25 protein-coding genes are annotated in these 22134 nt (G+C 73.8%); 24 read left to right on the forward strand and 1 reads right to left on the reverse strand.

What is annotated here, in order from left to right:
• Positions 1 to 39 precede the first annotated feature (39 nt).
• From fliP to fliW, 19 genes are all read left to right on the forward strand, one after another.
• Positions 40 to 1134: a flagellar type III secretion system pore protein FliP gene (gene fliP, locus R3E88_17970; protein MEZ4218369.1), complete on the forward strand. Its 1095-nt coding sequence runs from the start codon at positions 40 to 42 to the stop codon at positions 1132 to 1134.
• Between the two features lie 9 nt (positions 1135 to 1143).
• Positions 1144 to 1422 carry a flagellar biosynthetic protein FliQ gene (locus R3E88_17975; protein MEZ4218370.1) on the forward strand — a complete coding sequence of 93 codons (279 nt, stop codon included), beginning with the start codon at positions 1144 to 1146 and terminating at the stop codon, positions 1420 to 1422.
• The gene (locus R3E88_17980; protein ID MEZ4218371.1) at positions 1419 to 2192 is read left to right on the forward strand and encodes a flagellar biosynthetic protein FliR; all 774 of its coding nucleotides are present in this window, start codon (positions 1419 to 1421) and stop codon (positions 2190 to 2192) included. The genes R3E88_17975 and R3E88_17980 overlap by 4 nt, the downstream gene beginning before the upstream one ends.
• A 1-nt stretch (position 2193) precedes the next feature.
• Positions 2194 to 3300: a flagellar biosynthesis protein FlhB gene (flhB, locus tag R3E88_17985; protein ID MEZ4218372.1), complete on the forward strand. Its 1107-nt coding sequence runs from the start codon at positions 2194 to 2196 to the stop codon at positions 3298 to 3300.
• Positions 3297 to 5363 (forward strand): flagellar biosynthesis protein FlhA, encoded by a 2067-nt coding sequence (gene flhA / locus R3E88_17990; GenBank protein ID MEZ4218373.1) that lies wholly within the window; start codon positions 3297 to 3299, stop codon positions 5361 to 5363. Before flhB ends, flhA begins: the two co-directional genes overlap by 4 nt.
• The gene (locus R3E88_17995; GenBank protein MEZ4218374.1) at positions 5353 to 6579 is read left to right on the forward strand and encodes a hypothetical protein; all 1227 of its coding nucleotides are present in this window, start codon (positions 5353 to 5355) and stop codon (positions 6577 to 6579) included. The genes flhA and R3E88_17995 overlap by 11 nt, the downstream gene beginning before the upstream one ends.
• Positions 6576 to 7400 carry a MinD/ParA family protein gene (locus R3E88_18000; GenBank protein ID MEZ4218375.1) on the forward strand — a complete coding sequence of 275 codons (825 nt, stop codon included), beginning with the start codon at positions 6576 to 6578 and terminating at the stop codon, positions 7398 to 7400. The genes R3E88_17995 and R3E88_18000 overlap by 4 nt, the downstream gene beginning before the upstream one ends.
• Positions 7401 to 7457: 57 nt before the next feature.
• The gene (locus R3E88_18005) at positions 7458 to 7724 is read left to right on the forward strand and encodes a hypothetical protein (GenBank protein ID MEZ4218376.1); all 267 of its coding nucleotides are present in this window, start codon (positions 7458 to 7460) and stop codon (positions 7722 to 7724) included.
• Between the two features lie 202 nt (positions 7725 to 7926).
• Positions 7927 to 8664 carry a flagellar hook basal-body protein gene (locus R3E88_18010; GenBank protein MEZ4218377.1) on the forward strand — a complete coding sequence of 246 codons (738 nt, stop codon included), beginning with the start codon at positions 7927 to 7929 and terminating at the stop codon, positions 8662 to 8664.
• Entirely contained in the window at positions 8661 to 9446 is a 786-nt protein-coding gene (gene flgG / locus R3E88_18015; protein ID MEZ4218378.1) for a flagellar basal-body rod protein FlgG, read from the forward strand. The genes R3E88_18010 and flgG overlap by 4 nt, the downstream gene beginning before the upstream one ends.
• Positions 9443 to 10222 carry a flagellar basal body P-ring formation chaperone FlgA gene (gene flgA, locus R3E88_18020; protein ID MEZ4218379.1) on the forward strand — a complete coding sequence of 260 codons (780 nt, stop codon included), beginning with the start codon at positions 9443 to 9445 and terminating at the stop codon, positions 10220 to 10222. Before flgG ends, flgA begins: the two co-directional genes overlap by 4 nt.
• Complete coding sequence (locus R3E88_18025; protein ID MEZ4218380.1) at positions 10209 to 11009, forward strand: flagellar basal body L-ring protein FlgH; 801 nt, start codon at positions 10209 to 10211, stop codon at positions 11007 to 11009. The genes flgA and R3E88_18025 overlap by 14 nt, the downstream gene beginning before the upstream one ends.
• A complete protein-coding gene (locus R3E88_18030) occupies positions 10991 to 12139 on the forward strand; it encodes a flagellar basal body P-ring protein FlgI (protein MEZ4218381.1) in 1149 nt (382 codons plus the stop codon). The genes R3E88_18025 and R3E88_18030 overlap by 19 nt, the downstream gene beginning before the upstream one ends.
• Positions 12139 to 12450: a rod-binding protein gene (locus R3E88_18035; protein ID MEZ4218382.1), complete on the forward strand. Its 312-nt coding sequence runs from the start codon at positions 12139 to 12141 to the stop codon at positions 12448 to 12450. Before R3E88_18030 ends, R3E88_18035 begins: the two co-directional genes overlap by 1 nt.
• Positions 12447 to 12974, forward strand: a complete 528-nt coding sequence (flgN, locus tag R3E88_18040) for a flagellar export chaperone FlgN (protein ID MEZ4218383.1) — start codon at positions 12447 to 12449, stop codon at positions 12972 to 12974. The genes R3E88_18035 and flgN overlap by 4 nt, the downstream gene beginning before the upstream one ends.
• A gap of 9 nt (positions 12975 to 12983) precedes the next feature.
• Positions 12984 to 14417 carry a flagellar hook-associated protein FlgK gene (flgK, locus tag R3E88_18045; protein ID MEZ4218384.1) on the forward strand — a complete coding sequence of 478 codons (1434 nt, stop codon included), beginning with the start codon at positions 12984 to 12986 and terminating at the stop codon, positions 14415 to 14417.
• Between the two features lie 25 nt (positions 14418 to 14442).
• Positions 14443 to 15396, forward strand: a complete 954-nt coding sequence (locus R3E88_18050) for a flagellin (GenBank protein ID MEZ4218385.1) — start codon at positions 14443 to 14445, stop codon at positions 15394 to 15396.
• A 5-nt stretch (positions 15397 to 15401) separates the two neighbouring features.
• Positions 15402 to 15659, forward strand: coding sequence for a carbon storage regulator CsrA (gene csrA, locus R3E88_18055; protein ID MEZ4218386.1), 258 nt, complete (start codon positions 15402 to 15404; stop codon positions 15657 to 15659).
• Positions 15656 to 16213: a flagellar assembly protein FliW gene (gene fliW / locus R3E88_18060; GenBank protein ID MEZ4218387.1), complete on the forward strand. Its 558-nt coding sequence runs from the start codon at positions 15656 to 15658 to the stop codon at positions 16211 to 16213. Before csrA ends, fliW begins: the two co-directional genes overlap by 4 nt.
• Here the strand turns inward: fliW and R3E88_18065 are convergent.
• The gene (locus R3E88_18065) at positions 16186 to 17253 is read right to left on the reverse strand and encodes a GNAT family N-acetyltransferase (protein ID MEZ4218388.1); all 1068 of its coding nucleotides are present in this window, start codon (positions 17251 to 17253) and stop codon (positions 16186 to 16188) included. The two genes, fliW and R3E88_18065, sit on opposite strands and share 28 nt — an antisense overlap.
• Before the next feature lie 530 nt (positions 17254 to 17783).
• On the opposite strand from R3E88_18065, the gene R3E88_18070 reads away from it, so the two are divergent.
• The 5 genes from R3E88_18070 (at position 17784) to pseB (ending at position 22133) form a co-directional block, all read left to right on the forward strand.
• Positions 17784 to 18608: a flagellin gene (locus R3E88_18070; protein MEZ4218389.1), complete on the forward strand. Its 825-nt coding sequence runs from the start codon at positions 17784 to 17786 to the stop codon at positions 18606 to 18608.
• Positions 18609 to 18709: 101 nt separating this feature from the next.
• A complete protein-coding gene (gene fliD / locus R3E88_18075) occupies positions 18710 to 20113 on the forward strand; it encodes a flagellar filament capping protein FliD (GenBank protein ID MEZ4218390.1) in 1404 nt (467 codons plus the stop codon).
• A gap of 7 nt (positions 20114 to 20120) precedes the next feature.
• Positions 20121 to 20495: a flagellar protein FliS gene (locus R3E88_18080; GenBank protein ID MEZ4218391.1), complete on the forward strand. Its 375-nt coding sequence runs from the start codon at positions 20121 to 20123 to the stop codon at positions 20493 to 20495.
• Positions 20492 to 20878 carry a hypothetical protein gene (locus tag R3E88_18085; GenBank protein MEZ4218392.1) on the forward strand — a complete coding sequence of 129 codons (387 nt, stop codon included), beginning with the start codon at positions 20492 to 20494 and terminating at the stop codon, positions 20876 to 20878. Before R3E88_18080 ends, R3E88_18085 begins: the two co-directional genes overlap by 4 nt.
• A gap of 232 nt (positions 20879 to 21110) precedes the next feature.
• Positions 21111 to 22133, forward strand: a complete 1023-nt coding sequence (gene pseB, locus R3E88_18090; protein MEZ4218393.1) for a UDP-N-acetylglucosamine 4,6-dehydratase (inverting) — start codon at positions 21111 to 21113, stop codon at positions 22131 to 22133.
• Position 22134: the final 1 nt, after the last annotated feature.

Here is a 22134-nt window from a genome sequence, read left to right on the forward strand (position 1 = left end):
CGTCCCGCAGCGACGCGCACGCGTCGCGGGGGAGGGGAGATGGTGGGGCAGACGCTCTCGGCACTGGCCGTCGTGCTCGGCGCACTCGTGGCGCTGCGCGTCGTGCTCGGCTGGCTGCGACCCGGCAGCGGGCGCGGCGGGCGCATGCGCGTCGTGGAGACGTGTGCGCTCGGCCAGCGACAGCGGCTCCACATCGTCGAGGTCGACGGCGAGTCGCTGCTCGTCGGCGCGAGCGAGGGCGAGCTGCGGCTGCTGCGGCGACTCGCGGGCGCGGCGCCCGCGAGCGACGACGCGGCGGCGCGCGCAAGCGCGGCCGAGGCGCACGCCGACGCGCGCGTTGCGTCCGTGACGCCGCTCGCGCGTCCGCTGCGCGCGTGGCTGCGCGCGGCGACCGGCGCGCTCGTCGTCGCGCTCGCCGTCGCGGCGCTCGCCGAGCCGGCCGCGGCGCAGGCCGCGAGCGAGGGGCCGCTGCTCGGCATCGACCTCGGCGGCGCGACCGCGCCCGGCCGCATCGCCACCACGCTCGAGATCCTCGCGCTCGTCACGCTCGTGTCGGTCGCGCCGTCGATCCTGCTCATGGGCACGTGCTTCACGCGCATCGTGATCGTGCTCTCGCTGCTGCGCCAGGCGATCGGCGTCAACCAGCTGCCCCCGAGCCAGGTGCTCGTCGGGCTGTCGCTCTTCCTCACCGCCTACGCGATGTCGCCCGTCGGGTCGGCCATCGAGAGCCGCGCGCTGACGCCCTACGTCGAGGGCCGCATCGAGGCCGCGGAAGCGCTCGTGCAGGCGCAGGAGCCCGTGCGCGACTTCATGCTCCGGCACACGCGCGAGGCCGACCTCGCGATGTTCGCGGAGCTCTCGGGCGGCGCGCCGATCGCGTCGCCCGACGAGGTGCCGCTGTCGACCCTCCTCCCGTCCTACATGATCAGCGAGCTCCGCACGGCGTTCGAGATCGGCTTCATGCTGTTCCTGCCCTTCCTCGTGATCGATCTCGTGATCGCGTCGATGCTGATCTCGATGGGCATGATCGTGCTGCCGCCCGTCGTCATCTCGTTCCCGTTCAAGATCATGCTCTTCGTCCTGCTCGACGGCTGGCACCTGCTCGTGCGCTCGCTGATGAGCGGGATCGTCTAGGGGGGCGCGATGTCGGTCGAGCACGTCGGACTCCTGCTGCAGGACACGGTGCAGACGACGCTCTGGGTGTCGTCGCCGATCCTCGTCGCCGCGGTCGTCGTCGGCCTCGTGATCTCGATCCTGCAGGCGGCGACGCAGGTGAACGAGCAGACGCTCACCTTCGTGCCGAAGATCGTGATCGTGCTCGCGCTGTTCACGGTGCTCTTCCCGTGGATCATGCAGAACGTGATCGAGCTGTCGCTGCGGATCTTCGCGGAGATCGCCGCGGTCGGAGGCGGCCCCGCATGACGGTGCTCGACCTCTGGAACGACCCCGCGGTGACCGTGCTCGCGACGATGCGCGGGCTCGCCCTGCTCGTCGCAGGCCCCGTCTTCGGGCACCCGGCGCTGCCGATGCGCGTGCGCGTCGCGTTCGCGATGGGGCTCGCGCTCGCGCTCGCGCCGCCGGGTCTCGAGGCGTTCCGGGGCATCGAGCCGGGGCTCGCGCTCGCGGAGATGGTCGCGGGCGAGCTGCTCGTCGGCCTCTGCATGGGCTTCGCCCTGAACCTCGTGTTCGCGGGCATCGCGCTGCTCGGCGAAGTGATCGCGCTGCAGGGCGGGCTCGGCGCGGCGACCGCGCTCGACCCGACGAGCAACGCGTCGTCGGCCGCGCTCTCGGGCCTGTTCCAGCTGGTCGCGCTGCTGATCTTCCTCGGCATCGACGGTCACCACGCGATGCTGCGCCTCGGGCGCGCCTCGTTCGACGCGATTCCGCTCGGCGCCGCGGGCCTCTCCTCGCTCGACTTCGCGGCGCTCTTCGGGCTCGGATCCTTCGTGTTCGAGCTCGCCGTGCGGCTCGCCGCGCCGATCACGGTCGCGATGTTCGCCGCCAACGTGGGCGTCGCGCTGCTCGGGCGCGCGCTCCCGCAGCTCAACCTGATGACGTTGCAGCTCCCCGCGCTCGTCGGCGTCGCCTTCCTGCTGCTCGGCCTCGGCGCGGGCGAGCTCTCGCACTGGATCGCAGGCGCGCTCTCGCAGTGGCCGGTGCGCGTGGGCGCGACGATGGGAATCGGAGGCTGAGATGGCCGAGGCCGACGGCGCGGAACGCACCGAGCCCGCGACGCAGAAGCGGCGCGACCAGGCGCGCAAGCGCGGAGAGGTCGCACAGAGTCGCGACCTGAGCGGCGCGATCCTGCTCGGCGCGGGCTTCCTGCTGATCGGCTCGGGCGCGGGCGAGGGCCTGCTCGCCGCCGTCGGCACGCTCGCGTCGGCCTCGTGGTCGGGCGCGTGGATCCGTCCCGGAAGCCTGCTCGACTATCACGCGGTGCTGCTCGAGGCGACGCGGAGCATCGGCCTCGCCGCGCTTCCGCTCGCGGGTGGCCTCCTGCTCGTGGGGGTGCTCGCGCCGCTCGTGCAGACGGGCCCGATGCTCGCGCCCGAGGCGCTCGAGATGCGCTGGAGCAAGCTCGACCCGCTGAGCGGCATGCGTCGCCTCGTCTCCGGCGACCGCCTGTTCGACCTCGCGAAGTCGCTCGTCAAGCTCGCCGTGATCGGCGCGATCGTGTGGCGCACGGTCGAGCCGAGCGTCGACGAGGTGCTCGCGATGGGGGCGGCGCCGCTCCCGACCGTGCTCGCCGCACACGTCGACCTCGGTCGCCGCATCACCGCCGCCGCGCTCGCGGCGCTCTTCGCGCTCGGCCTGATCGACTTCGCGTACACGCGCTGGCGGCACGAAGAGAAGCTCAAGATGACGCGCCAGGAAGTGCGCGACGAGATGCGCCAGAGCGAGGGGAGCCCCGAGACCCGCATGCGCGTGCGCGCCGCGCAGCGCGAGCTCTCGCAGGCGCGCATGCTCGCCGCGGTCGCCGACGCGAACGTGATCGTCCGCAACCCGACGCACTTCGCGGTGGCGCTCAAGTACGACCGCGGTCGCATGGCGGCGCCGGTCGTCGTCGCGAAGGGCCGCAACAAGGTGGCGCTGCGCATCATCGCGGCGGGCGAGCGCCACGGCGTTCCGATCGTCGAGAACCGACCGATCGCGCGCCTGCTGTACCAGACGGTCGAGCTCGGCCGCGAGATCCCGGAGAGCCTCTACGAGGTCGTGGCCGAGATCCTCGCCACCGTGATGCGCGCGGACCGCCGCTACGCCTCGCTCCTGCGGAGCCCGGCCGGAGGCGCCGCCCGATGACGCGCATGCGCTCCGAGATCGCGCTCGCCGCCGCGCTGCTGTGGATCCTCGCGCTGATGGTCGTGCCGCTTCCGGCGGTCGTCGTCGACCTGATGCTCGCCGTGTCGCTCACGATGGGCATCGTCACGCTGCTGCTCGCGCTCTACACCGAGCGGCCCCTCGACTTCTCGGTGTTCCCGTCGCTGCTGCTCATCCTCACGCTGATGCGGCTCGGGCTGAACGTCGCGAGCACGCGCCTCATCCTGCTGCGCGGGGCCGACGGCCCCGACGCGGCCGGTCACGTGATCCAGGCCTTCGGCACGTTCACGGTCGGCGGCAACCTGCTCGTCGGCGCCGTCATCTTCGCGATCTTCATCGTGATCAACTTCGTCGTGATCACGAAGGGCGCGGGCCGCATCGCGGAGGTCGTCGCGCGCTTCACCCTCGACTCGATGCCGGGCAAGCAGATGGCGATCGACGCCGACCTCAACCAGGGCGTGATCGACGACGTGCAGGCCGCGAAGCGCCGCCGCGACGTGCAGCGCGAGGCCGACTTCTACGGCGCGATGGACGGCGCCAGCAAGTTCGTGCGCGGCGACGCGATCGCGGGCTTCGTCATCCTGATCGTGAACATCGTGGGCGGACTCGCGATCGGCGTCGGTCAGGAGGGGATGGACTTCGCGGGCGCGCTCGAGACGTACGCGACGCTCACGATCGGCGACGGCCTCGTGACGCAGATTCCGGCGCTCGTGATCTCGACCGCGGCCGGCATCGTGGTCAGCCGCGCGGCCGCGGGCGAGTCGCTTCCCGAGCAGATCCAGGAGCAGCTGTTCCTGCAGCCGCGCGCGCTCGGCGTCGCGTCGGGCATCCTGGGCGTGCTCGCGCTCGTTCCCGGGCTCCCGACCGTGCCCTTCGCGGCGCTCGCGGGTGGCTGTCTGTGGCTCGCCCGCTCGGTGGGGCGTCGCCAGGAAGAGGCGGCCCGGGCGGAGGACGAGGCGCGACAGGCGCCGAAGCCGCCGGACGAGGAGGGCGACATCCGCCGCGCGCTCGAGCTCGACGACCTCGAGCTCGAGGTCGGCTACGGGCTCGTTCCGCTCGTCGATCCCGCGAAGGGCGGCGAGCTGCTGGGCCGCATCCGCGCGCTCCGCCGCAAGCTCGTCGAGGAGCTCGGCTTCGTCGTCCCGCTCGTGCACATCCGCGACAACCTCCGGCTCGAGCCGGGCGGCTACGCGATCGTGCTTCGCGGCGCGCGCATCGCCCACGGCCTCGCGCCGCCCGGCCACTCGCTGGCCTTCGGGCAGGACGGCTCGCTGCCGCCGTTCCCGGGCGTCGACGGCGTGGATCCGGCCTTCGGGCTTCCCGCGCGGTGGATCCACGACCGCGACCGCGAGCGCGCCACGCAGGCGGGCTTCGCCGTGGTCGACGCCTCGACCGCGATCGCCACGCACCTCGCCGAGGTCGTGCGCACGCACGCGCCCGAGCTGCTGACCCGCGCGCAGGTGCGCGAGCTCGTCGACCAGCTCGCCGTGCGGATGCCGAAGGTCGTGGACGAGCTCGTGCCCGGCGTCGTGTCGCTGACGGCGCTGCACCGCACGCTGCGCTCGCTGCTCGCCGACCGCATCTCGATCCGCGATCTCGCGACCATCCTCGAGACGCTCGCCGAGTACGTGGAGAAGATCCACGACCCGGATCTGCTCACGGACCTCGTGCGCGAGCGGCTCGCGCGCACCGTGACGCGCGCGCATCTCTCCGACGACAACACGCTCGACGTGATCACGCTCGCGCCCGACCTCGAGGAGCGGCTGCGCAGCGGCGTCAAGCGGACCGAGGGGGGCTCCGTCCTGTCCGTCGACCCCGACACGCTGCAGCGGCTCGTGAAGGAGTTCGAGAGCGTGGTCGCGCGAGCGCGCGGAGAGCGCGGCGGCGCGCTGCCCGTCGTGCTGAGCTCGCAGGCGATCCGCGCGCCGCTGCGCCAGCTGCTCGCGCGTCTCGACCCGCGGCTCGTCGTGATCGCGCACAACGAGCTGCCGCCGGACGTGCGCGTCGTCGGCCACGGCGTCGTGGGGGTGGCCCGTGCACATTAAGCGCTTCGAAGGACGCACGGTCGACGAGGCGCTCGCGCGCGTGCGCGCGGAGTTCGGGCCGGACGCGCTCATCCTGTCCACGCAGCACAAGCGCCGCGACGAGGGCGTCTTCGGCTGGCTCGGGCGCGCGTCGGTCGAGGTGACCGCCGCCGTCGATCGCGAGCACCGCAAGCCCGAAGCGCATGCGGCGCGGGCGGTGGCGCCGGCCGCGCGCACGGGCGCCGCCGCGGGCGGTGCGCACGACTCGTGGCGCGCGCTCTCGGTGACGCGCGCGCTCGTCGACCCGCTCGAGCGCGAGGTGCGCGACCTGCGCCGGAGCGTCGATCGGATGTCGCGCCTCGCCGCGAGCGAGGACGAGCTGCGACGCGGCATCGCGGACGTGCGGCGCGTGCTCGAGGCGCGCGGCGCCGGTGGCGCGCGCGCAGGCGCGGCGCGCACGCCGACCGAACGCATCGCCGCCGACCTCGAGTCGCGCGGCCTCGACGCCGTGCATGCGCTGCGCATCGCCGCCGACGTCGAGCTCGAACGCCGCGAGGGAGAGAGCGACCTGCGCTGTGCGAGGCGACTCCTGCTGCGCGAGCTCGACGCGAAGCTCGTGCCGGCGCGACCGGCCGCGCGCGGCGCGGCCGCGCTCTTCGTCGGGCCGCCCGGGAGCGGGAAGACGACGAGCCTCGCGAAGCTCGCCGGGCAGGAGATCGAGACCGAGACGCCGAGCGTCGTGCTCTCGCTCGACGCGTGGCGGGAGGGCGGCGACGCGGCGCTGCGGCGGCTCGCGCGCGAGCACGAGCTCGCGTTCGAGTCCGTGCTGTCGCCGGCCGACCTCGCGCGACGCGTCGCCGATCTCGGCGAGCGGCGCGCGCTCGTCGACACGCCGGGCCGCGGTCGCGGCGATGCCGGCGCGATGCCCGAGCTCGTCGCGTGTCGCGAGGCGCTCGGCAAGCGGGCGTGGGTGGTGCTCGTCGTCTCGGCGACCACGAAGGCCGCCGACCTGCGCGCGCAGGTCGCGCGGTTCGCGGAGCTGCGCCCGCGCGCGCTCGTCGTGACGGGGATCGACGAGACCGACGACCTCGCGAACGTCCTCAACGTCGTGCTCGACGACGCGACGCCGCCGCTCGCGTGGGTGGGCACGGGCCAGCGCGTTCCCGAGGATCTCGAGATCCCGACGCCCGAGTGGCTCATGGGCGCGCTCGCGACGCGCGCGCGGGCCCGGTCGTGAGCGCGGCGGAGCGCTTCGACGCGCGCGGCGCGGGCGTCGCGCTGCCGAACGGGCTCGCGGTGCTGAGCGGGAAGGGCGGCGTCGGGAAGACGAACCTCGTCGCGAACCTCGCGGTCGCCGCGGGTGCGCTCGGCGGTCGCGTGCTCGTCGTCGACGGCGACCTCGGGCTCGCGAACGTCGACGTGCTGCTCGGGCTGACGCCGCATCTCGATCTCGAGCGCCTCGAGGGGAGGCCGCTCGCGGACGCGATCGTCGAAGGGCCGCGCGGCATCCACGTGCTCCCGGCGAGCTCCGGGAGTGCGCGACTCGCGGCGCTCGGCCCGCGCGACCATGCGCGCCTGGTGGAGGCGCTGTCCGCGCTCGCGCCGCGCTACGACCTCGCGCTCGTCGACTGCGGGCCCGGCATCGGTGCGACGGCACTCGGCTTCGCGACGGCGTGCGCGCGCGCGTGGGTCGTGACGAACGCGGAGCCGACGAGCCTGGCGGACGCCTACGCGACCGTGAAGGTGCTCGCGCAGGCGCGGCCCGCGCCGCGCACGGAGCTCCTCGTCAACGACGCGGCGAGCGACCGCGAGGCGCGCGAGACGCACGCGCAGCTCGAGCGGATGGCGCTGCGCTTCCTGGGCGTCGAGCTCGGCTTCGCGGGCGCCGTCCCCCGCGATGCGCGGCTCGCCGAGGCGGTCGCGCGGCAGCGCGCGGTCGTCGAGCTGCATCCGTCCGCGCCGTCGTCGCGGCGGCTGATCGATCGCGCGCACGCGCTGCTCGTCGCTGCGCGCGCGCCCGCGCGGGCCGCGGCCGCGCCACCGCCGCCGCCTGCCTGACGTCGAGCGGGCGGGCAGGGTGCCGCGCCGGCGTGCCGGTCGCGGCGAGGAGGTGTCATGAGCTTCACCTCGGAGATCCGCCCTCCCGATCGTCCGCTGCGCCCCGGACAGGCGCCGCGCGAACGCGCGGGGCGTCGCCCGCGCAAGCGCCGCTCGAGCGACGAAGAGGGCGCGCCCCGCGACGACGTCCGCGACGCGCCCGCCGAGCGCGTGCCGGAAGGCGGCGCGCCCGACGCCGTCGATCGCGACGGCGATCCCGCCCCGGCGCCGGACGACGGCGCGGCCGACGACGAGCGCGGCCACCGCATCGACATCCGCATCTAGGGCCGCGCGCGTTTCGTTCTGCAAGGGCGCGAACGCGCAGGCTGGAAGGATCGGGACATCGCGCGCGCGAAGGGCGTCGCGAGCGCGCGCGTCGGCGCGGGCGCGACCCGGATCTTCCCTCCGTGCTTGGCACATGCGTTGCACAAGGGAAGCGCCGCGAGATCGCGTCGCGCTCGGTGCACGCGCCGCGGGAGGGGGAGCGATGGCGGATGATCTGTACGTCGCGGTCGCGGGCGCCGTCGGTCGGCTCCAGCAGCTCGACCAGACGGCGAACAACCTCGCGAACGCCGACACGATCGGCTTCAAGCGGCTGCGGTCGGCCTTCAGCGCGGCGCTCGAGGCCGCGGCTCGCGACCTCGAGGGCGAGCGCATCGCGGGCGCCGGCGCGTCCGTGTTCGCCGTCGACGGAGCGCCCGCGATCGACCTGCGACCCGGCCCGGTCGACGCGACGGGACGCGGGCTCGACGCGGCGATCGACGGGCCCGGCTACTTCGTGCTGCAGGCGCCCGACGGCCCGCTCTACACGCGCGCGGGCCACTTCATCGTCGGGACCGACGGCAACCTCGCCTCGCCCGACGGGCTTCCCGTGCAGGGCGACGGCGGCCCGATCGCAGTCGGCGCGCGCGAGGTGACGATCGCGGCGAACGGTGCGGTCGTCGACACGGCGGGCGAGACGATCGGGCGGCTGCGCCTCGTCGACTTCGCCGACCCGGGCGCGCTGCGCGCGGACGGCGGCAACCGGCTGCGCGCCGACGGCGCGGCGCCGACCGACGTCGAGGCCGCGCGGCTCGTGCCCGCCTCCGTCGAGAGATCCAACGTCGAGCCCGTCGAGGAGATGGCGGGCCTGGTCGAGCTGCAACGCCACTTCGAGATCGTGATGCGTGCGCTCCAATCGGACGACCAGCTGCGCGAGCGGCTGCTGCAAGAGGTGTCGGCATGAGGGCTCTGTTCACGGCGGCGACGGGCATGAACGCGCAGCAGGCGCGCATGGACGCGATCGCCAACAACCTCGCGAACGTCAACACGACCGGCTTCAAGCGGGCGAACGCCGAGTTCCAGGATCTCTTCTACGAGACGCTCGCGGCGCCGGGGGCGCCGACCGGCGACGGCTCCGCGCTTCCGGGCGGCGTGCAGATCGGCCACGGCGTGAAGCTCGCCTCGGTCGTGCGCGACTTCGCGCACGGCGAGCGCGTGCGCACCGATCGGCCGCTCGACCTCGCGATCGAGGGCGACGGCTTCCTGCAGGTCCAGAAGCCGGGCGGCGAGACGCTCTACACGGTGGCGGGCGCGCTGCAGCTCGACCGCGACGGCAACATCGTCACGCAGGAGGGCTATCCGATCCTCCCTTCGATCACCGTCCCGCCCGACGCGCAGGATCTCACGATCGCGCGCGACGGCACGGTGTCCGTCACGCAGCCCGGTGCGGCGACGGCGACGGCGATCGGGCAGATCCAGCTCGCTCGCTTCGTGAACCCGTCGGGACTCCGCGCGCTCGGCAGCAACCTCTACGCCCCGACCGAGGCGTCGGGCGACCCCGAGACCGGCACGCCCGACGCCGACGGCTTCGGCAGCATCGCGCAGGGCTTCCTCGAGGCGTCGAACGTGAACGTCGCGGAGGAGCTCGTGAAGATGATCCTCGCGCAGCGGGGCTTCGAGATGAACTCCCGCGTCATCCAGGCCGGCGACGAGATGATGCAGACCGTCGGGGCGATGAGCCGATGACGGCGGCACTCCGGGCGGGCCGCATGCTGCTCTGGCTGGCGGCGTGGGTCGTCGTGCTCGCCGCCGGCGTCGCGCCGCACGCGCGCGGCGCGGAGGCGCGACCGGCCGCCGTCGAGGCGACGGCGTTCGGGCCGACGCTCGCGCCGGGCGCGCTCGCGAAGCACATCGACGCGTTCGTGCGCGCGCGCGCGAGCGCAGCCGTCGAGGCGGTCGAGATTCCTGCGCTCGACGACTTCGGCACCGCGAGTGCGTCGGGTGCGCCGCTCGTCGTGGCGCTGCGCACGACGGCGCCGTTCCCGCTGCGGGGCTGGATCCCGATCACCGTCGCGATCTCGGACGACACGGGGGAGCTGCAGCGCGGCGTCGTCACCGCGCGCGTCCGCGAGCGGCGGACGCTGCTCGTCGCGGCGCGCAAGCTGCCGCGCGGCGCGCTCGTGACGGCGGCCGACGTGCGGGAGGTGCCGGCGGACACCGCCGCGCCGGGCGTCGGAACCGGCGACGTCGTCGACGCGAGCGCGCTCGTCGGGCTGCGCACCGTGCGCGCCGTGCGCGCCGGTGCCGCATGGCGCAGCGAGTGGGTGGAGCGCGCGCCGGCCGTGCGGCGCGGCGAGCCCGTGCGCGTCGTCTTCGCGAGTGGCGCGCTGCGCCTCGAGCTGCTCGGAAAGGCGCGCGAGGACGGCCACCCGGGCGATCGCATCCGCGTGCTCAACCCGCGCTCGCGCAGCGAGCTCGTCGGCCTCGTGGGCCCGGACGGAGTGGTTCATGTCGGCTCCTGAACGCCGCCATCGGAGACGCCGCGCGCCCGCGCCGGTCGCACCGGTCGCATCGGTCGCGCTCCTCGCGATCGCCGCGCTCGGCAGCGCGGGCTGCGTCGAGATCTCGCTGCGCGAGGCCGGCGAGGACTTCGACTACACGCCGCCGCCGCCGCCCGTCGCCGCGGCTCCGCGGACCGAGGGCGCGATCTGGGGCGGTCAGTCGGCGAGCGGCTCGTTCCTGTTCTTCGATCAGAAGGCGCGCGGCGTCGGCGACCTCGTCACCGTGCGCGTCGTCGAGAACGTCAAGGCCGAGGAGACCGGCAAGACCGAGCTCGACAAGACGTCGACGCTCGGCGCGGCGCTCACCTCGGACGTCGGCCTGCAGCAGCTCGTGCAGAAGCCGCTCGAGCTCGCGCTCAAGCTCGTGGGCATCGGGAGCCCGGGCGTGAACGTGCCGTCGGGCACGGAGCTCAACGTCCTCGAATCCGCGAACAACGACACGTTCGCGGGCGAGGGCACGACGAGCCGCGAGGGCTCGTTCGACGCGATCGTGACCTGTCGCGTCGTCGCCGTGCTGCCCGGTCCCGTGTTCCACATCCGCGGGCGGCGCGCCGTCGTGGTGAACCACGAGCGCCGCTACCTGACGGTCGAGGGACTGGTGCGCCAGCTCGACATCGGCATCGACAACGCGGTCGCGTCGACCGCACTCGCCGAAGCGCGCATCACGCTCGACGGTCTCGGCGTGATCGACGACAAGCAGCGGCCGGGATGGCTCGCGAGGGCGTTCGCATGGCTCTATCCGCTCTGACGCGCGCGCGCCGCGGGCGCGCGGGCTTCGCCGCGGCGTTCACGTCGCTCTCCGTGCTGCTCGTCGCGCTCGTCGTCGCGGGCGCGGCGCAGGCCGTCCGGCTCAAGGACCTCGCGTCCGTACAGGGCGTCCGCGCGAACCAGGTGATCGGCTACGGCCTCGTCGTCGGTCTCAAGGGAACCGGCGACAAGAACGGCGCCGCGTTCACGACGCGCTCGCTCGCGAGCATGCTCACCAAGATGGGGATCGCGGTCGGACCCGACGCGATCCAGGTCAAGAACGTCGCGGCCGTGATGGTCACGGCGAGCCTTCCTCCCTTCGCGCGCGCGGGCACGACGATCGACGCCACCGTCTCGTCGGTGGGCGATGCGAGCAGCATCGAGGGCGGCACGCTGCTCGTGACACCGCTCTACGGCACCGACGGCGCGGTCTACGCGCTCGCCCAGGGCTCGGTCTCCGTCGGCGGCTTCGCGGCCGGGGGGGACGGCGGGAGCAGCGTGCAGAAGAACCATCCGACGGTCGGGCGCCTGCTCAGCGGCGCGACCGTCGAGCGCGAGCTCGGCTACGCGATCCAGGACAAGTCGAGCTTCGACTTCGCACTGGACGCGCCCGACTTCACGACGGCGCGGCGCGCGGCCGACGCGATCAACCGCCAGCTCGGTGCCGAGCTCGCGCGGGCGGTCGACGCCGGAACGCTGCGGGTCGCCGTGCCGGAGGCGTCGAAGGGCGACGTCGTCGCGTTCGTGGCCCGCGTCGAGCGCGTCGAGGTCGAGCCGGACCGCATCGCGCGCGTCGTCGTGAACGAGCGCACCGGAACGGTCGTGATGGGCGCCGACGTGCGCATCGCGAAGGTGGCGGTGTCGCACGGCAACCTGTCCGTGAGCATCGCCGTCAGCAACGAGGTGTCGCAGCCCGCGCCGTTCTCCGAGGGGGACACGACGCCGGTGACGAACACGGACGTCAGCACGACGGAGGAGCCCGGGCACCTCGTCGTCGTCCAGGGCGGCGTCACGATCGAGGAGCTCGTGCAGGGCCTCAACGCGGTCGGCGTCACGGCGCGCGACCTGATCGTGATCCTCCAGTCCATCAAGGCGGCGGGCGCCCTGTCCGCCACGTTGGAGATCCTGTGATGCCGATCGATGCGCTCACCGCGCGCGCGCTCGTCGAGCCGCGCGCCGTCGACGCGGCGCGCGCGGGAGCGACAGGAGCGCCGGCTCCGCGCGGCGCGCTCGCGAACGCGGCGCGCGACTTCGAGGCGCTGCTCCTCGAGCAGGCCTTCGCGGCGGCGAGTCGGCCGATCGTCGAGGGCGTGCCGCTGACGGGCAGCAGCGCCGAGCGGATGTACCGCGAGATGTTCGTCGCGGAGGTCGCGGCGCGCGCGGCGGATTCCGGCGGGCTCGGGCTCGCGGACGCGATCGCGCCGCCGGAGGGCGCGAAGTGAGTGCACCGCTCGCAGAGAGGGACGGCGACGAATCGCCCGCCCTGCGCCTCGCCGCGCTGCTCGACGCGCAGGAGCGCCTGCTGCTCGAGATGCGCGACTGCCTGCACGCCGAGCGCGATGCCATGCAGAGGCTCGACGCGGACGCGCTCGAGGAGGCCGCGCACGCGAAGGCGGGCATCGCCGCCGAGCTGCGCGTCGTCGAGGACGCGCGCATCGCGGTGGCGCGCGAGCTCGCCGCGGCGCTCGGGCTCGCGGACCCTGCGGCGACGCTCGCGGAGCTCGGTGCGCGGCTCGGCTCGGGCGGCGGTGGCCTGCTCGCCGCCCGCGACCGCCTGCGCGCCCTCGTCGCGGCGAATGCCGAGCTGCTCGAGGCGAACTCGACCTTCGCGAGCCGCTCGCTCGACGAGGTGCGCACGACGCTCGCCTGGATCTCCGGCCTGCAGCCGAGCGCACCGACGTACGAGCGCAGCGGACGCGCGCTGCGAGAGCGGCCGTCGGGCGGGCTGCTCGACCGGCGCGCCTGAGGACCCGCCATGGGACTGATCGACGCCCTCGACATCGCGCTCCGCGGCATGGCCGTGGAGCAGAACGCGATCCGCACGTCGAGCCACAACATCGCGAACGTCGACACGCCCGGCTATTCGCGCCAGCGCGTGGTGCGCGCGGCCGGCGACCCGTTCCACCACGACGCGGGCGCGCTCGGCACGGGCGTCGAGCAGAAGACGATCGTCCGGGCGAACGACGCGGTCATCGACCGGCAGATCCTGAGCGAGCGGTCGGCGCTCGGCAGTGCGAACGCGCAGCTCAGCGCGCTCCAGCAGGTGGAGGAGGTGCTGAACGAGCAGGAGGGAGCGGGCATCGGCTCCGCGCTCGACGCCCTCTACGGCGCCTTCGCCGACCTCGCGGGCAACCCGTCGGGCTCGACCGAGCGACAGGCGGTCGTGCAGGCCGCGCAGGCGGCCGTCGACCGCATCGCGAGTGCCGATCGCCAGCTCCGCGACCTCCAGCGCAGCAGCAATGCCGCCATCGAGTCGACGCTCGACGAGATCAACGAGATCGCGGGCCGCATCGCCGAGCTCAACGTGCGCATCGCGCATGCGGAGGTCTCGGCGCCGGCGAACGACCTCCGCGACCAGCGCGACGAGCTGATGCGCGATCTCGCCGACCGCGTCGACATCCACACCGTCGAGGAGACCGACGGCAAGGTCTTCGTGTACGTGAACGGCGGCCTCGCGCTCGTGCAGGGCGAGCTCGCGAACCGCCTCGAGGCCGCGCCCGACGCGACGAACCCGTTCGACTCCTCGTTCTCGGCCGTCGTGTTCAACGGCGCGGGGAACCGCATCGACGTGACGCGCACGATCGCCGGCGGCCGGATCGGGGGCCTCCTCGGGACGCGCGACGGCGTCGCGGCCAGCGCGATCCGCGATCTCGACACGGTCGCGTACAACCTCGGCGCCCAGGTCAACCAGATCCACAACGCGGGCGTCGGGCTCGATGGATCGACGGGCGACTTCTTCACCCCGCTCGCCATGGTCGAGGACGCGGCGCGCGACCTGCGCGTCGACGCGCGCGTCGCGACGAACCTCGATGCGATCGCGGCCGGCCAGTCGACCGCGCCCGGCGACAACCGCAACGCCCTCGACCTCGCCGCGCTGCGCGACTCGACGGCGCCACTCTTCGCGGTCGGCGACCCGCCCGGCCCGGCGACCGGGCCGTCGCGCAGCCTGATCGACCACGTCGGCGCCATCGGGGCGGACTACGGGCAGCAGGCCGCGTCCATGGAGTCGGCCAAGACGCAGCGCGAGCGCGTGCTCGAGACGGTCGAGAACCGTCGCGACGAGCTGGTCGGCGTGTCGCTCGACGAGGAGATGGCGAACCTGATCAAGCTCGAGGCCGCGTTCCAGGCGAACGCGCGAATGGTCGATTCGGTGCGGCGGCTGTTCGAGAGCCTGCTCGACATCGTCTGACGCGGGCGGGAGGAGCGCGCGGGACATGGGATCGCGGATCACGGACGGCATGGTGCAGAGGACGGCGCTCGCCGACGTCATGCGCGCGCGCCTGCGGCTCGCGCGTGTGCAGGAGCAGGCGGCGAGCGGGCTGCGCATCAACCGTCCGTCCGACGACGCCGTCGGCTACCGCATGGCCGGAACGGTGCGCAGCGCGCTCCGGGGCGGCGAGCAGCTGCTCCGCAATCACGGACGCGCGGAGACGCGCATCGCGCGCGCGGACGCGGCGCTGTCGGAGACGCTCGGCGTGCTGCAGCGCGCGCGCGAGCTGGCGCTGCAGGGCGCGAACGGTGCCCCGTCGCAGAACGCGGAGACCCGGCGGATCCTGGCCGAGGAGGTGGCCGGCCTGCACGCGGACCTGCTGTCGCAGGCGAACGCGTCGAACGCCGGCGAGCACGTGTTCGCGGGGCACGCGAACGACGTGGCGCCGTTCGTCGCGAGCGGCGGCTTCGCGAACGGGAGCCCCGCGCCGACGGTGGCGTTCGTCGGCGACTCGAACGAGATCGAGATCGAGATCGACTCCGGAACGCGCGTCGCGACGTCGCTCGACGGGCGGCGGGTGTTCCAGGGGGACGCGAACGGCGACGGGCTCGTCGACGGCGGGCGCGTCGACCTGTTCGACACGCTCGCGGGGCTGTGGACGGCGCTCGACACCAACGACGGCGCCGCGACGGCGGCCGAGCTCGACCGGATCGACACGGCGATGGCGCAGATCCACGCGGAGCGCACGCGGCTCGCCGGAAGCTCGCAGCGCATCGAAGGCGCGCGCGACGGCGTTCGCGACCGCGCGGTCGCGCTCCAGAGCCAGCTCTCGCAGCTGCAGGACGCCGACACGGTCGAGGTCTTCTCGGAGCTCGTGTCCCGCGAGACGGCGCTGCAGGCGTCGCTGCAGGCCGCGGCGCGCGTGATCCAGCCCTCGCTGCTGGACTTCCTCGGGTAGCCGCCGTGCTCGTCCTGACGCGCAGGCCCGGAGAGACCCTCGTGATCGGCGCGGACGTCCGCATCAAGGTGATGTCGACCTCGGGCGGAGCCGTGAAGCTCGCGATCGATGCTCCGCGGCACGTGCCCGTGCACCGCGAGGAGATCTTCGAGCGCATCGCGGCGGCGAACCTCGAAGCGGCGGGATACGCGCCCGCGCACGACGCGGGCGAAGTGCGGACGTCGGGTGGTACCGAGGCGAACCCCGGGGAGGAGTGGACGTGAGCAAGCAGCGGGTCGAGCACGAGCGCGTGGGCGCGATCGAGTACGACGACGCCGAGGTGTTGCACTTCCCGGGGATCCCGGGGTTTCCCGCCGCGCACCGCTTCGTCGTGCGCGCGCACGCGCGCGGCGAGCGCATCGCCTGGCTCGTCTGTCTCGACGTGCCGTCGCTCGCGCTCGCCATCGCGTCGCCCTGGGACTTCGTTCCCGACTACGCTCCCGCCTTCGGCGCCGAGGCGCTGACGGCGGTGGGCGCGACGTCGCTCGACGACGTCGAGATCGTGGCCGTGGCGATCGTGGATGCGAGCGGGCTCGCGCTCAACCTCGCGGCCCCAGTCCTGATCCACCGCGCGCGCGGACGCGGGGTGCAGTGGATCCTCGAGGACGGCGCGTTCCCGCTGCGCGCGCGCGTCGGGCCCGCGCCGGCTCGCGCGTCCGCGAGCGCCGATGCGCAGCCGGAAGGGCAGCCGGAAGCGCAGCCGGAAGCGCAGACGGGCGCACGCAGCGCGAGCGCGCCTCGCCGCGCGCGTCAGATCGAGTCGAATCCCCAGACGTAGAGCGGCAGCGGGAGCGCGGCGGCGAGGGCCGCACGCTCGGCATCGGTCGCCGCGATCGGCGGCGCGGGGGCGAGGCCTCCGAGCACGAGCCGGAGGAAGGCCGGCGCGTCGAGCGAGGTGGTGCCGGCGCGCGAGTGGAGGCGCACGTGCGCATCCCGCGTGTCGACGCGCAGCGCGCGAAGCGCGGGATGCGCGTGCGCGGCCGCCTCCCAGAGCCGCTCCGCATCGATCAGCCGCGCCAGCGCGAGCGCGCGAGGCACGGTCGTCGTGCCGGCTCCGCGCAGGCGTGCGACGACCCCGTCGGGCGCGGATGCCGGCTGCTCGCCCGGCGGCGAGAGCAGGCCGATCGCGGCGCGGGTGCGCGCGAGGGCATCGAGGCAGGCGAGCACGCCGTCCGGAGCGCCGGCCCAGTCGTGCACGACGTCGTGGAAGTCGTCGCCCCGGCCGCAGGCGGCGAAGGCGGTGGGCGCGCCGTCGGGTGCGAAGGCCGCGACCAGCTCGCAGCCGTCCGCGGCGGCCATGCGCGCGAGCGCGAACGACGGGCGTTCGATGCGCGCTGCGCGCCGGCGAGCGAGCGCCTCGAGCGCGGGGAGGTGGACGGAGGACGGGGCTCCGACGCGCGCGGCCCGTGGCGCGCGCACCGCGCGCGCGATGGCCGCGGCGTCGCACACGTCGAGCCAGTCGCGCCCGACCGGCGAGAACCCGAGCGGCGCGTAGAAGTCGTCGAGGTCGCTCCAGAGGAGCACGGCGCAGGCGCCGTCGCCGCGCAGGAACGAGACCGCATCCTCGATGCACGCGCGCGCGAGACCGCGTCCGCGGTGCGCGGGGTCGGCGTACACGCTCCCGATCAGGCCGAGCGGAAGGCGCGCATGGCCCGCGACGGCGCGCACGGGCATCGCGAGCGCGTGCGCGGCGGGCTGCTCGCCGATCCACGCGACGCGGTGCCGCTCGGGCGCGCGCGGGTCGAACGCGAGCGGCGACTCGCGTTCGAGCGCCCCTGGCCGACCGGGGCGCAGGCCGTCGCCGAGCCAGGCGATCACGCGATCGCGCGACCCCGGGGCCGCGGGTCCGACCGACGCGCCCGTGCGGGCCGAGGCCGGGTCGGGCGCGTGCGGGGCTCTCGAGACGGAGTTCATCGCCGCCGTGGAGAGCAAGGGGCATGCCGGCTCGCGTCCGGCTGTGCGCGCCGGCGCCGCGCGCGCGTTTCGACCTGCACGGCGCGTTTCGATCCGCACGTCCGGCGATCGCCGGATCGTTGCTAGGCGGCTGCGTGCGCGTGCGTGCGCAGCTCGCGTGCGGTGCGCGGGCAGGTCGGCGTTCACAGGCCCGCTCCGCGAGCGCTCCCGCGCCGCCCGGCGATCGGTGGACGAGCCGCGTCGAGGTCGCGCCGCCCGGCCGTGGCACTCGCGTTGCACCTCCCGGCCCCGCGGCGGATCGCAGTGATCCGGCGTTGAGTTCGTTCCCGTAGGAGTCGATAGGTCCGCCGCCACCGTACGGAGGCCGGAGGGCTGCATCGACACGACCCCCCCAAGGATCGGGGCGGTTCGAGCCACAAGGAGGCAACCCTTCCATGGGTCTTCGAGTCAATACCAACGTTGCGTCGGTCAATGCCCAGCGCAACCTCGTGAACACGACGGACCGGCTGCAGCGCTCGCTCGAGCGCCTGTCGTCGGGCCTTCGCATCACGCGCGCGAGTGACGACGCGGCGGGTCTCGCCATCTCGGAAGGCTTCCGCGCCGAGATCCGCAGCTTCGTCCAGGCCCAGCGCAACGCGAACGACGCGATCTCGCTCCTGCAGATCGCCGAAGGCGCACTGAACGAGTCGTCGTCGATCCTGATCCGCCTGCGCGAGCTGGCGATCCAGTCGTCGAACGGCACGCTCGGCTCGTCCGAGCGGACGACGCTGAACAACGAGTTCACGGCGCTCCGCGACGAGCTCTCGCGCATCGCGAACGTGACGGAGTTCAACGGCACGGCCGTGCTGAACTCGGCGTCGGTGACCGTGACGTTCCAGGTCGGCATCAACAACACGAGCAACGACCGCATCACGGTGACGGGCGTGAACGCGACGGCGACGGGTCTCTCGATCCAGACCCAGGGCATCACGACGTCCGCGGCCGCGAACGCGGCGATCTCGGCGATCAGCACGGCGATCGACTCGCTCGCCTCGCTGCGCGCCCAGTTCGGTACGGCCCAGAACCGCCTCGAGTCGACCATCCGGTCGATCGCGGTGTCGATCGAGAACACGTCGGCGGCCGAGTCGCGGATCCGCGACGTCGACGTGGCGTCGGAGACGGCGGAGCTCACGAGGAACCAGGTCCTCCAGCAGGCGGGCATCGCCGTGCTGGCGCAGGCCAACGTGTCCTCGCAGAGCGCGCTCAACCTCCTGCGCTAGTCCGGAGTCCGAAGGCCGGGCGGTCGCGGTCGATCCGCGGCCGCCCGGCCACCTCCCGCGCCGGGAAGGCCGGCGAGGCGTAGCGGGGCAGAGGGGGAGCCGTGAGCACGTCGGGCATCTCGTCGCGCTTCACGATCGGCGGGCTCGCGACGGGCATCGACACGAGCGCGCTCCTCGAAGGCCTGCTCGCCGTCGAGCGCATCCCGCTCAACCGCCTCGAATCGCAGCGATCCGCCATCCAGACCGAGCGCGGCCTGGTGCAGGATCTCAACAAGATCGTCCTCGACATCCGGAACGCGGCGCTCGCGCTCGACAACCAGAACACCACGCTGACGGGCCCGGCGACCGCCGAGGAGTTCCTCTCGTACGCGGCCTCCTCGAGCGCGGAGGACTTCGTGTCGGCGAGCGTGTCGGGCGATGCCGCGCCCGGCGAGTACACGGTGCGCGTGAACACGCTGGCGAGCGTGGGCCGCGAGATCTCGAACGCCTTCGCGGACACGACGACGCCGTTCGGCACCGCGGGCGACACGTTCTCGATCGACTTCGGAGGCGACGCCCCGATCGACGTCGCGATCGGAGCGGGAGGCCTCGCTCTCGCGGACCTCGTGAGTGCGATCAACACGAGCCCCGAGAACGACGGCAGCGTCCAGGCGAGCCTCCTCTTCGACGGCGCGAGCTACCGACTCATCGTCGCCGGGACGCGGACCGGCGCGGCGAACGACATCGCGATCACGACCTCGCTCACGGCGGGGGCCAACCCGTTCCTGGACGCGACCCTCTCGACGAACGCGACCGACGCCTCGCTCGAAGTGCTGGGCGTCCCCGTGACGCGCTCGACGAACCAGTTCAGCGACGCGATCCAGGGCGTGTCGCTCGACCTCCGTCGGGTCCACGGCCCGAGCGACCCGACCACCACGATCGCCGTCGCGCGCGACGACGATGCGATCGCCGACAAGCTCCAGGAGCTGGTCGACGCCGTGAACGCACTGCGCGACTTCTCGATCGGGCAGAGCACGACGAACGAGACGTCGAAGCGCGGCGGCCCGCTCAACGGCTCGAACGTGCTCCGGACGACGGAGCGGGTCGTCTTCGAGAACCTCATCTACCGCGACACCAACGTCGATCCCAAGATCTTCGAGACGCTCGCGACGATCGGCGTGCGCTCCGGCGAGGACGGCAAGCTCTCGATCGATCGCAGCGTGCTCGAGGCGAAGCTCGACGAGAACCCGCTCGCGGTCCGGCAGCTCCTGGCGGGCGACGGCACGCGCGACGGCATCGCGACGCAGCTCGCGCGCGTCCTCGAGCCGATCGTCCGCATCGGCGACGGGATGTTCGCGAAGCGCGCGGAGTCCTTCGACGATCGACTCGAAGTGCTCGATCTCAACATCGAGCGTCTGACCGCGCGGCTCGCGCTGCGCGAGGAGACGCTGATCCGCCAGTTCTCGACGCTCGAGAGCTCGGTCGCGCGGCTGCAGTCGCAGTCGAGCTTCCTGAACGGGGTCTAGGAAGGAAATGCATCCGTACGCGTCGATCGACATCGAGACCGCGAGCCCGGTCGCACTCGTCGCCAAGCTGCTCGCGGCCGCGACGCGCCATGTCCGCGCGGCGCGCGATGCGGCGGGGGACGCGCGGCTCCGCGGGCGCGCGTCCTCGCGCGCGCTCGACATCCTGGGCGAGCTGCGCGATGCGCTCTCGATGGAGCAGGGCGGCGAGATCGCCCGCAACCTCGACGCTCTCTACGCCTTCGCGTGCAGCTCGATCGTCGACGGCACGCGCGGCCGCGCGGGCGCCTTCGACGCGGCACTCCGCGCGATCGAGCCGCTCGAACAGGCGTGGGCGGAGCTCGCGCAGCGTCCCGCGCCGACGGCGCCGAGCGTCGCGCCGTGACGGCCGAGCGCGGAGCCGACGCCGCGTTCGCGATCGCCGCCGAGGCCGTCGAGCGCACGACGACGGCCCTCGCGGCGGCGCTGGCGGCCTGCGAGGCGCTCGATCTCGGGGAAGACATGGAGGCCCGCCTCGGGGCTCTCCTCGACGACCGCGAGCGGGCTCTCGTCGAGCTCCGGGCGCGCGCCCCGCTCGCGACCGAGACGTCGCGCGCCGCGTGGCGCGAGCGCCTCCGCGAGTCCGACCGCGACGTGTGCGAGCTCGCTTCGCGCGCGCGCGATGCCGCGGCGCTCGAGGTCCGCACCGCGCGTGCCGCGCGGCGCCGCCTTCGCGAGCTCGACGCCGTACGTCCCGATCCTCCCCGGTTCGTCGACGGGCGGGCCTGACGACGGGCCGACCTCGGCGCGCGAGGGACGGATCGTTCCTCCTGCGGCGTCGAGGCATTCCAGATCGAAAGCCGGTGCGTGCGGAACGCACGGCGGCGAGGTCGCGACGCCGCTCGTTCGGGTGCGAGTGCCGCTCCGCCTCTGGCACCGATGTTGCTAACCGCTCTCCCGACGGCTCCGGCCGCCGGCGCGTCGCGCGTCCGGCCGAGGGCCCTCGCAGGAGGGAGCGGGCATGTCTTCTCGGCTGGGTCACGTCCTCATCACCGGCGGCACGGGCTCGTTCGGGCGCGCGTTCGTCGCGAGCGTGCTCGAGCGCGGCCTCGCCGACGTCGTGCGCATCTACAGCCGCGACGAGTGGAAGCAGGGCGAGATGGCGGCGCAGTTCCAGCACGACGCGCGGCTGCGCTTCCTGCTCGGCGACGTCCGCGATCGCGAGCGGCTCGCGCGCGCGATGGACGGCGTCGACGTCGTCGTGCACGCGGCGGCGCTCAAGCAGGTGCCGAGCTGCGAGTACAACCCGGCCGAGGCGGTGCGCACCAACGTCGACGGCGCGCAGAACGTGATCGACGCCGCGATCACCGCCGGTGTCGCGCGCACGGTGGCGCTCTCGACCGACAAGGCCGTGAACCCCATCAACATCTACGGCGCGACGAAGCTGTGCGCCGAGAAGCTCTTCGCGCAGGGCGGCGTCTATGCCGGAAACCGCCCGTCGCGCTTCGCGTGCGTCCGCTACGGCAACGTCGTCGGCACGCGCGGCAGCGTGATCCCGCTGTTCGTCGAGCAGGCGAAGTCGGGCGTCGTCACGATCACCGATCCCAAGATGACGCGCTTCTGGATCTCGCTCGAGCAGGCCGTGGAGTTCGTGCTCGACGCGATCGAGAACATGCAGGGGGGCGAGATCTTCGTGCCCAAGATCCCGAGCATGCGCATCGTCGACCTCGCGCGCGCGATCGCCCCCGACGCGGTGCTCAAGTGCGTGGGGCGCCGGCCGGGGGAGAAGCTGCACGAGCTCCTGCTGAGCGCCGAGGAGTCGCCGCTCGTGCGCGAGCACCGGCACCACTACGTGATCGGCGGCAAGCATCGCAACGCCGGCCGCGCCGTCGCCGAGGGCTTCACGTACGCGAGCCACACGAACGACCAGTGGATCGGCGTCGACCACATCCGCGCGCTCGTCGACCGCTGGCGCGGCAGCGATCACGCACGCGTCGCCGCGACGGGGTCCGGCGCGTCGACGGCGCCGATCGCGACGTCCTAGC

The organism is Myxococcota bacterium (genome assembly GCA_041389495.1).
GTDB lineage: Bacteria > Myxococcota_A > UBA9160 > UBA9160 > UBA4427 > JAWKRT01.

Coding starts and splice junctions, on each gene's coding strand:
- fliP (MEZ4218369.1), top strand. CDS start 40: ATGGTGGGGCAGACGCTCTCGGCACTGGCCGTCGTGCTCGGCGCACTC.
- R3E88_17975 (MEZ4218370.1), top strand. CDS start 1,144: ATGTCGGTCGAGCACGTCGGACTCCTGCTGCAGGACACGGTGCAGACG.
- R3E88_17980 (MEZ4218371.1), top strand. CDS start 1,419: ATGACGGTGCTCGACCTCTGGAACGACCCCGCGGTGACCGTGCTCGCG.
- flhB (MEZ4218372.1), top strand. CDS start 2,194: ATGGCCGAGGCCGACGGCGCGGAACGCACCGAGCCCGCGACGCAGAAG.
- flhA (MEZ4218373.1), top strand. CDS start 3,297: ATGACGCGCATGCGCTCCGAGATCGCGCTCGCCGCCGCGCTGCTGTGG.
- R3E88_18005 (MEZ4218376.1), top strand. CDS start 7,458: ATGAGCTTCACCTCGGAGATCCGCCCTCCCGATCGTCCGCTGCGCCCC.
- R3E88_18010 (MEZ4218377.1), top strand. CDS start 7,927: ATGGCGGATGATCTGTACGTCGCGGTCGCGGGCGCCGTCGGTCGGCTC.
- flgG (MEZ4218378.1), top strand. CDS start 8,661: ATGAGGGCTCTGTTCACGGCGGCGACGGGCATGAACGCGCAGCAGGCG.
- flgA (MEZ4218379.1), top strand. CDS start 9,443: ATGACGGCGGCACTCCGGGCGGGCCGCATGCTGCTCTGGCTGGCGGCG.
- R3E88_18025 (MEZ4218380.1), top strand. CDS start 10,209: ATGTCGGCTCCTGAACGCCGCCATCGGAGACGCCGCGCGCCCGCGCCG.
- R3E88_18030 (MEZ4218381.1), top strand. CDS start 10,991: ATGGCTCTATCCGCTCTGACGCGCGCGCGCCGCGGGCGCGCGGGCTTC.
- R3E88_18035 (MEZ4218382.1), top strand. CDS start 12,139: ATGCCGATCGATGCGCTCACCGCGCGCGCGCTCGTCGAGCCGCGCGCC.
- flgK (MEZ4218384.1), top strand. CDS start 12,984: ATGGGACTGATCGACGCCCTCGACATCGCGCTCCGCGGCATGGCCGTG.
- R3E88_18050 (MEZ4218385.1), top strand. CDS start 14,443: ATGGGATCGCGGATCACGGACGGCATGGTGCAGAGGACGGCGCTCGCC.
- R3E88_18070 (MEZ4218389.1), top strand. CDS start 17,784: ATGGGTCTTCGAGTCAATACCAACGTTGCGTCGGTCAATGCCCAGCGC.
- R3E88_18080 (MEZ4218391.1), top strand. CDS start 20,121: ATGCATCCGTACGCGTCGATCGACATCGAGACCGCGAGCCCGGTCGCA.
- pseB (MEZ4218393.1), top strand. CDS start 21,111: ATGTCTTCTCGGCTGGGTCACGTCCTCATCACCGGCGGCACGGGCTCG.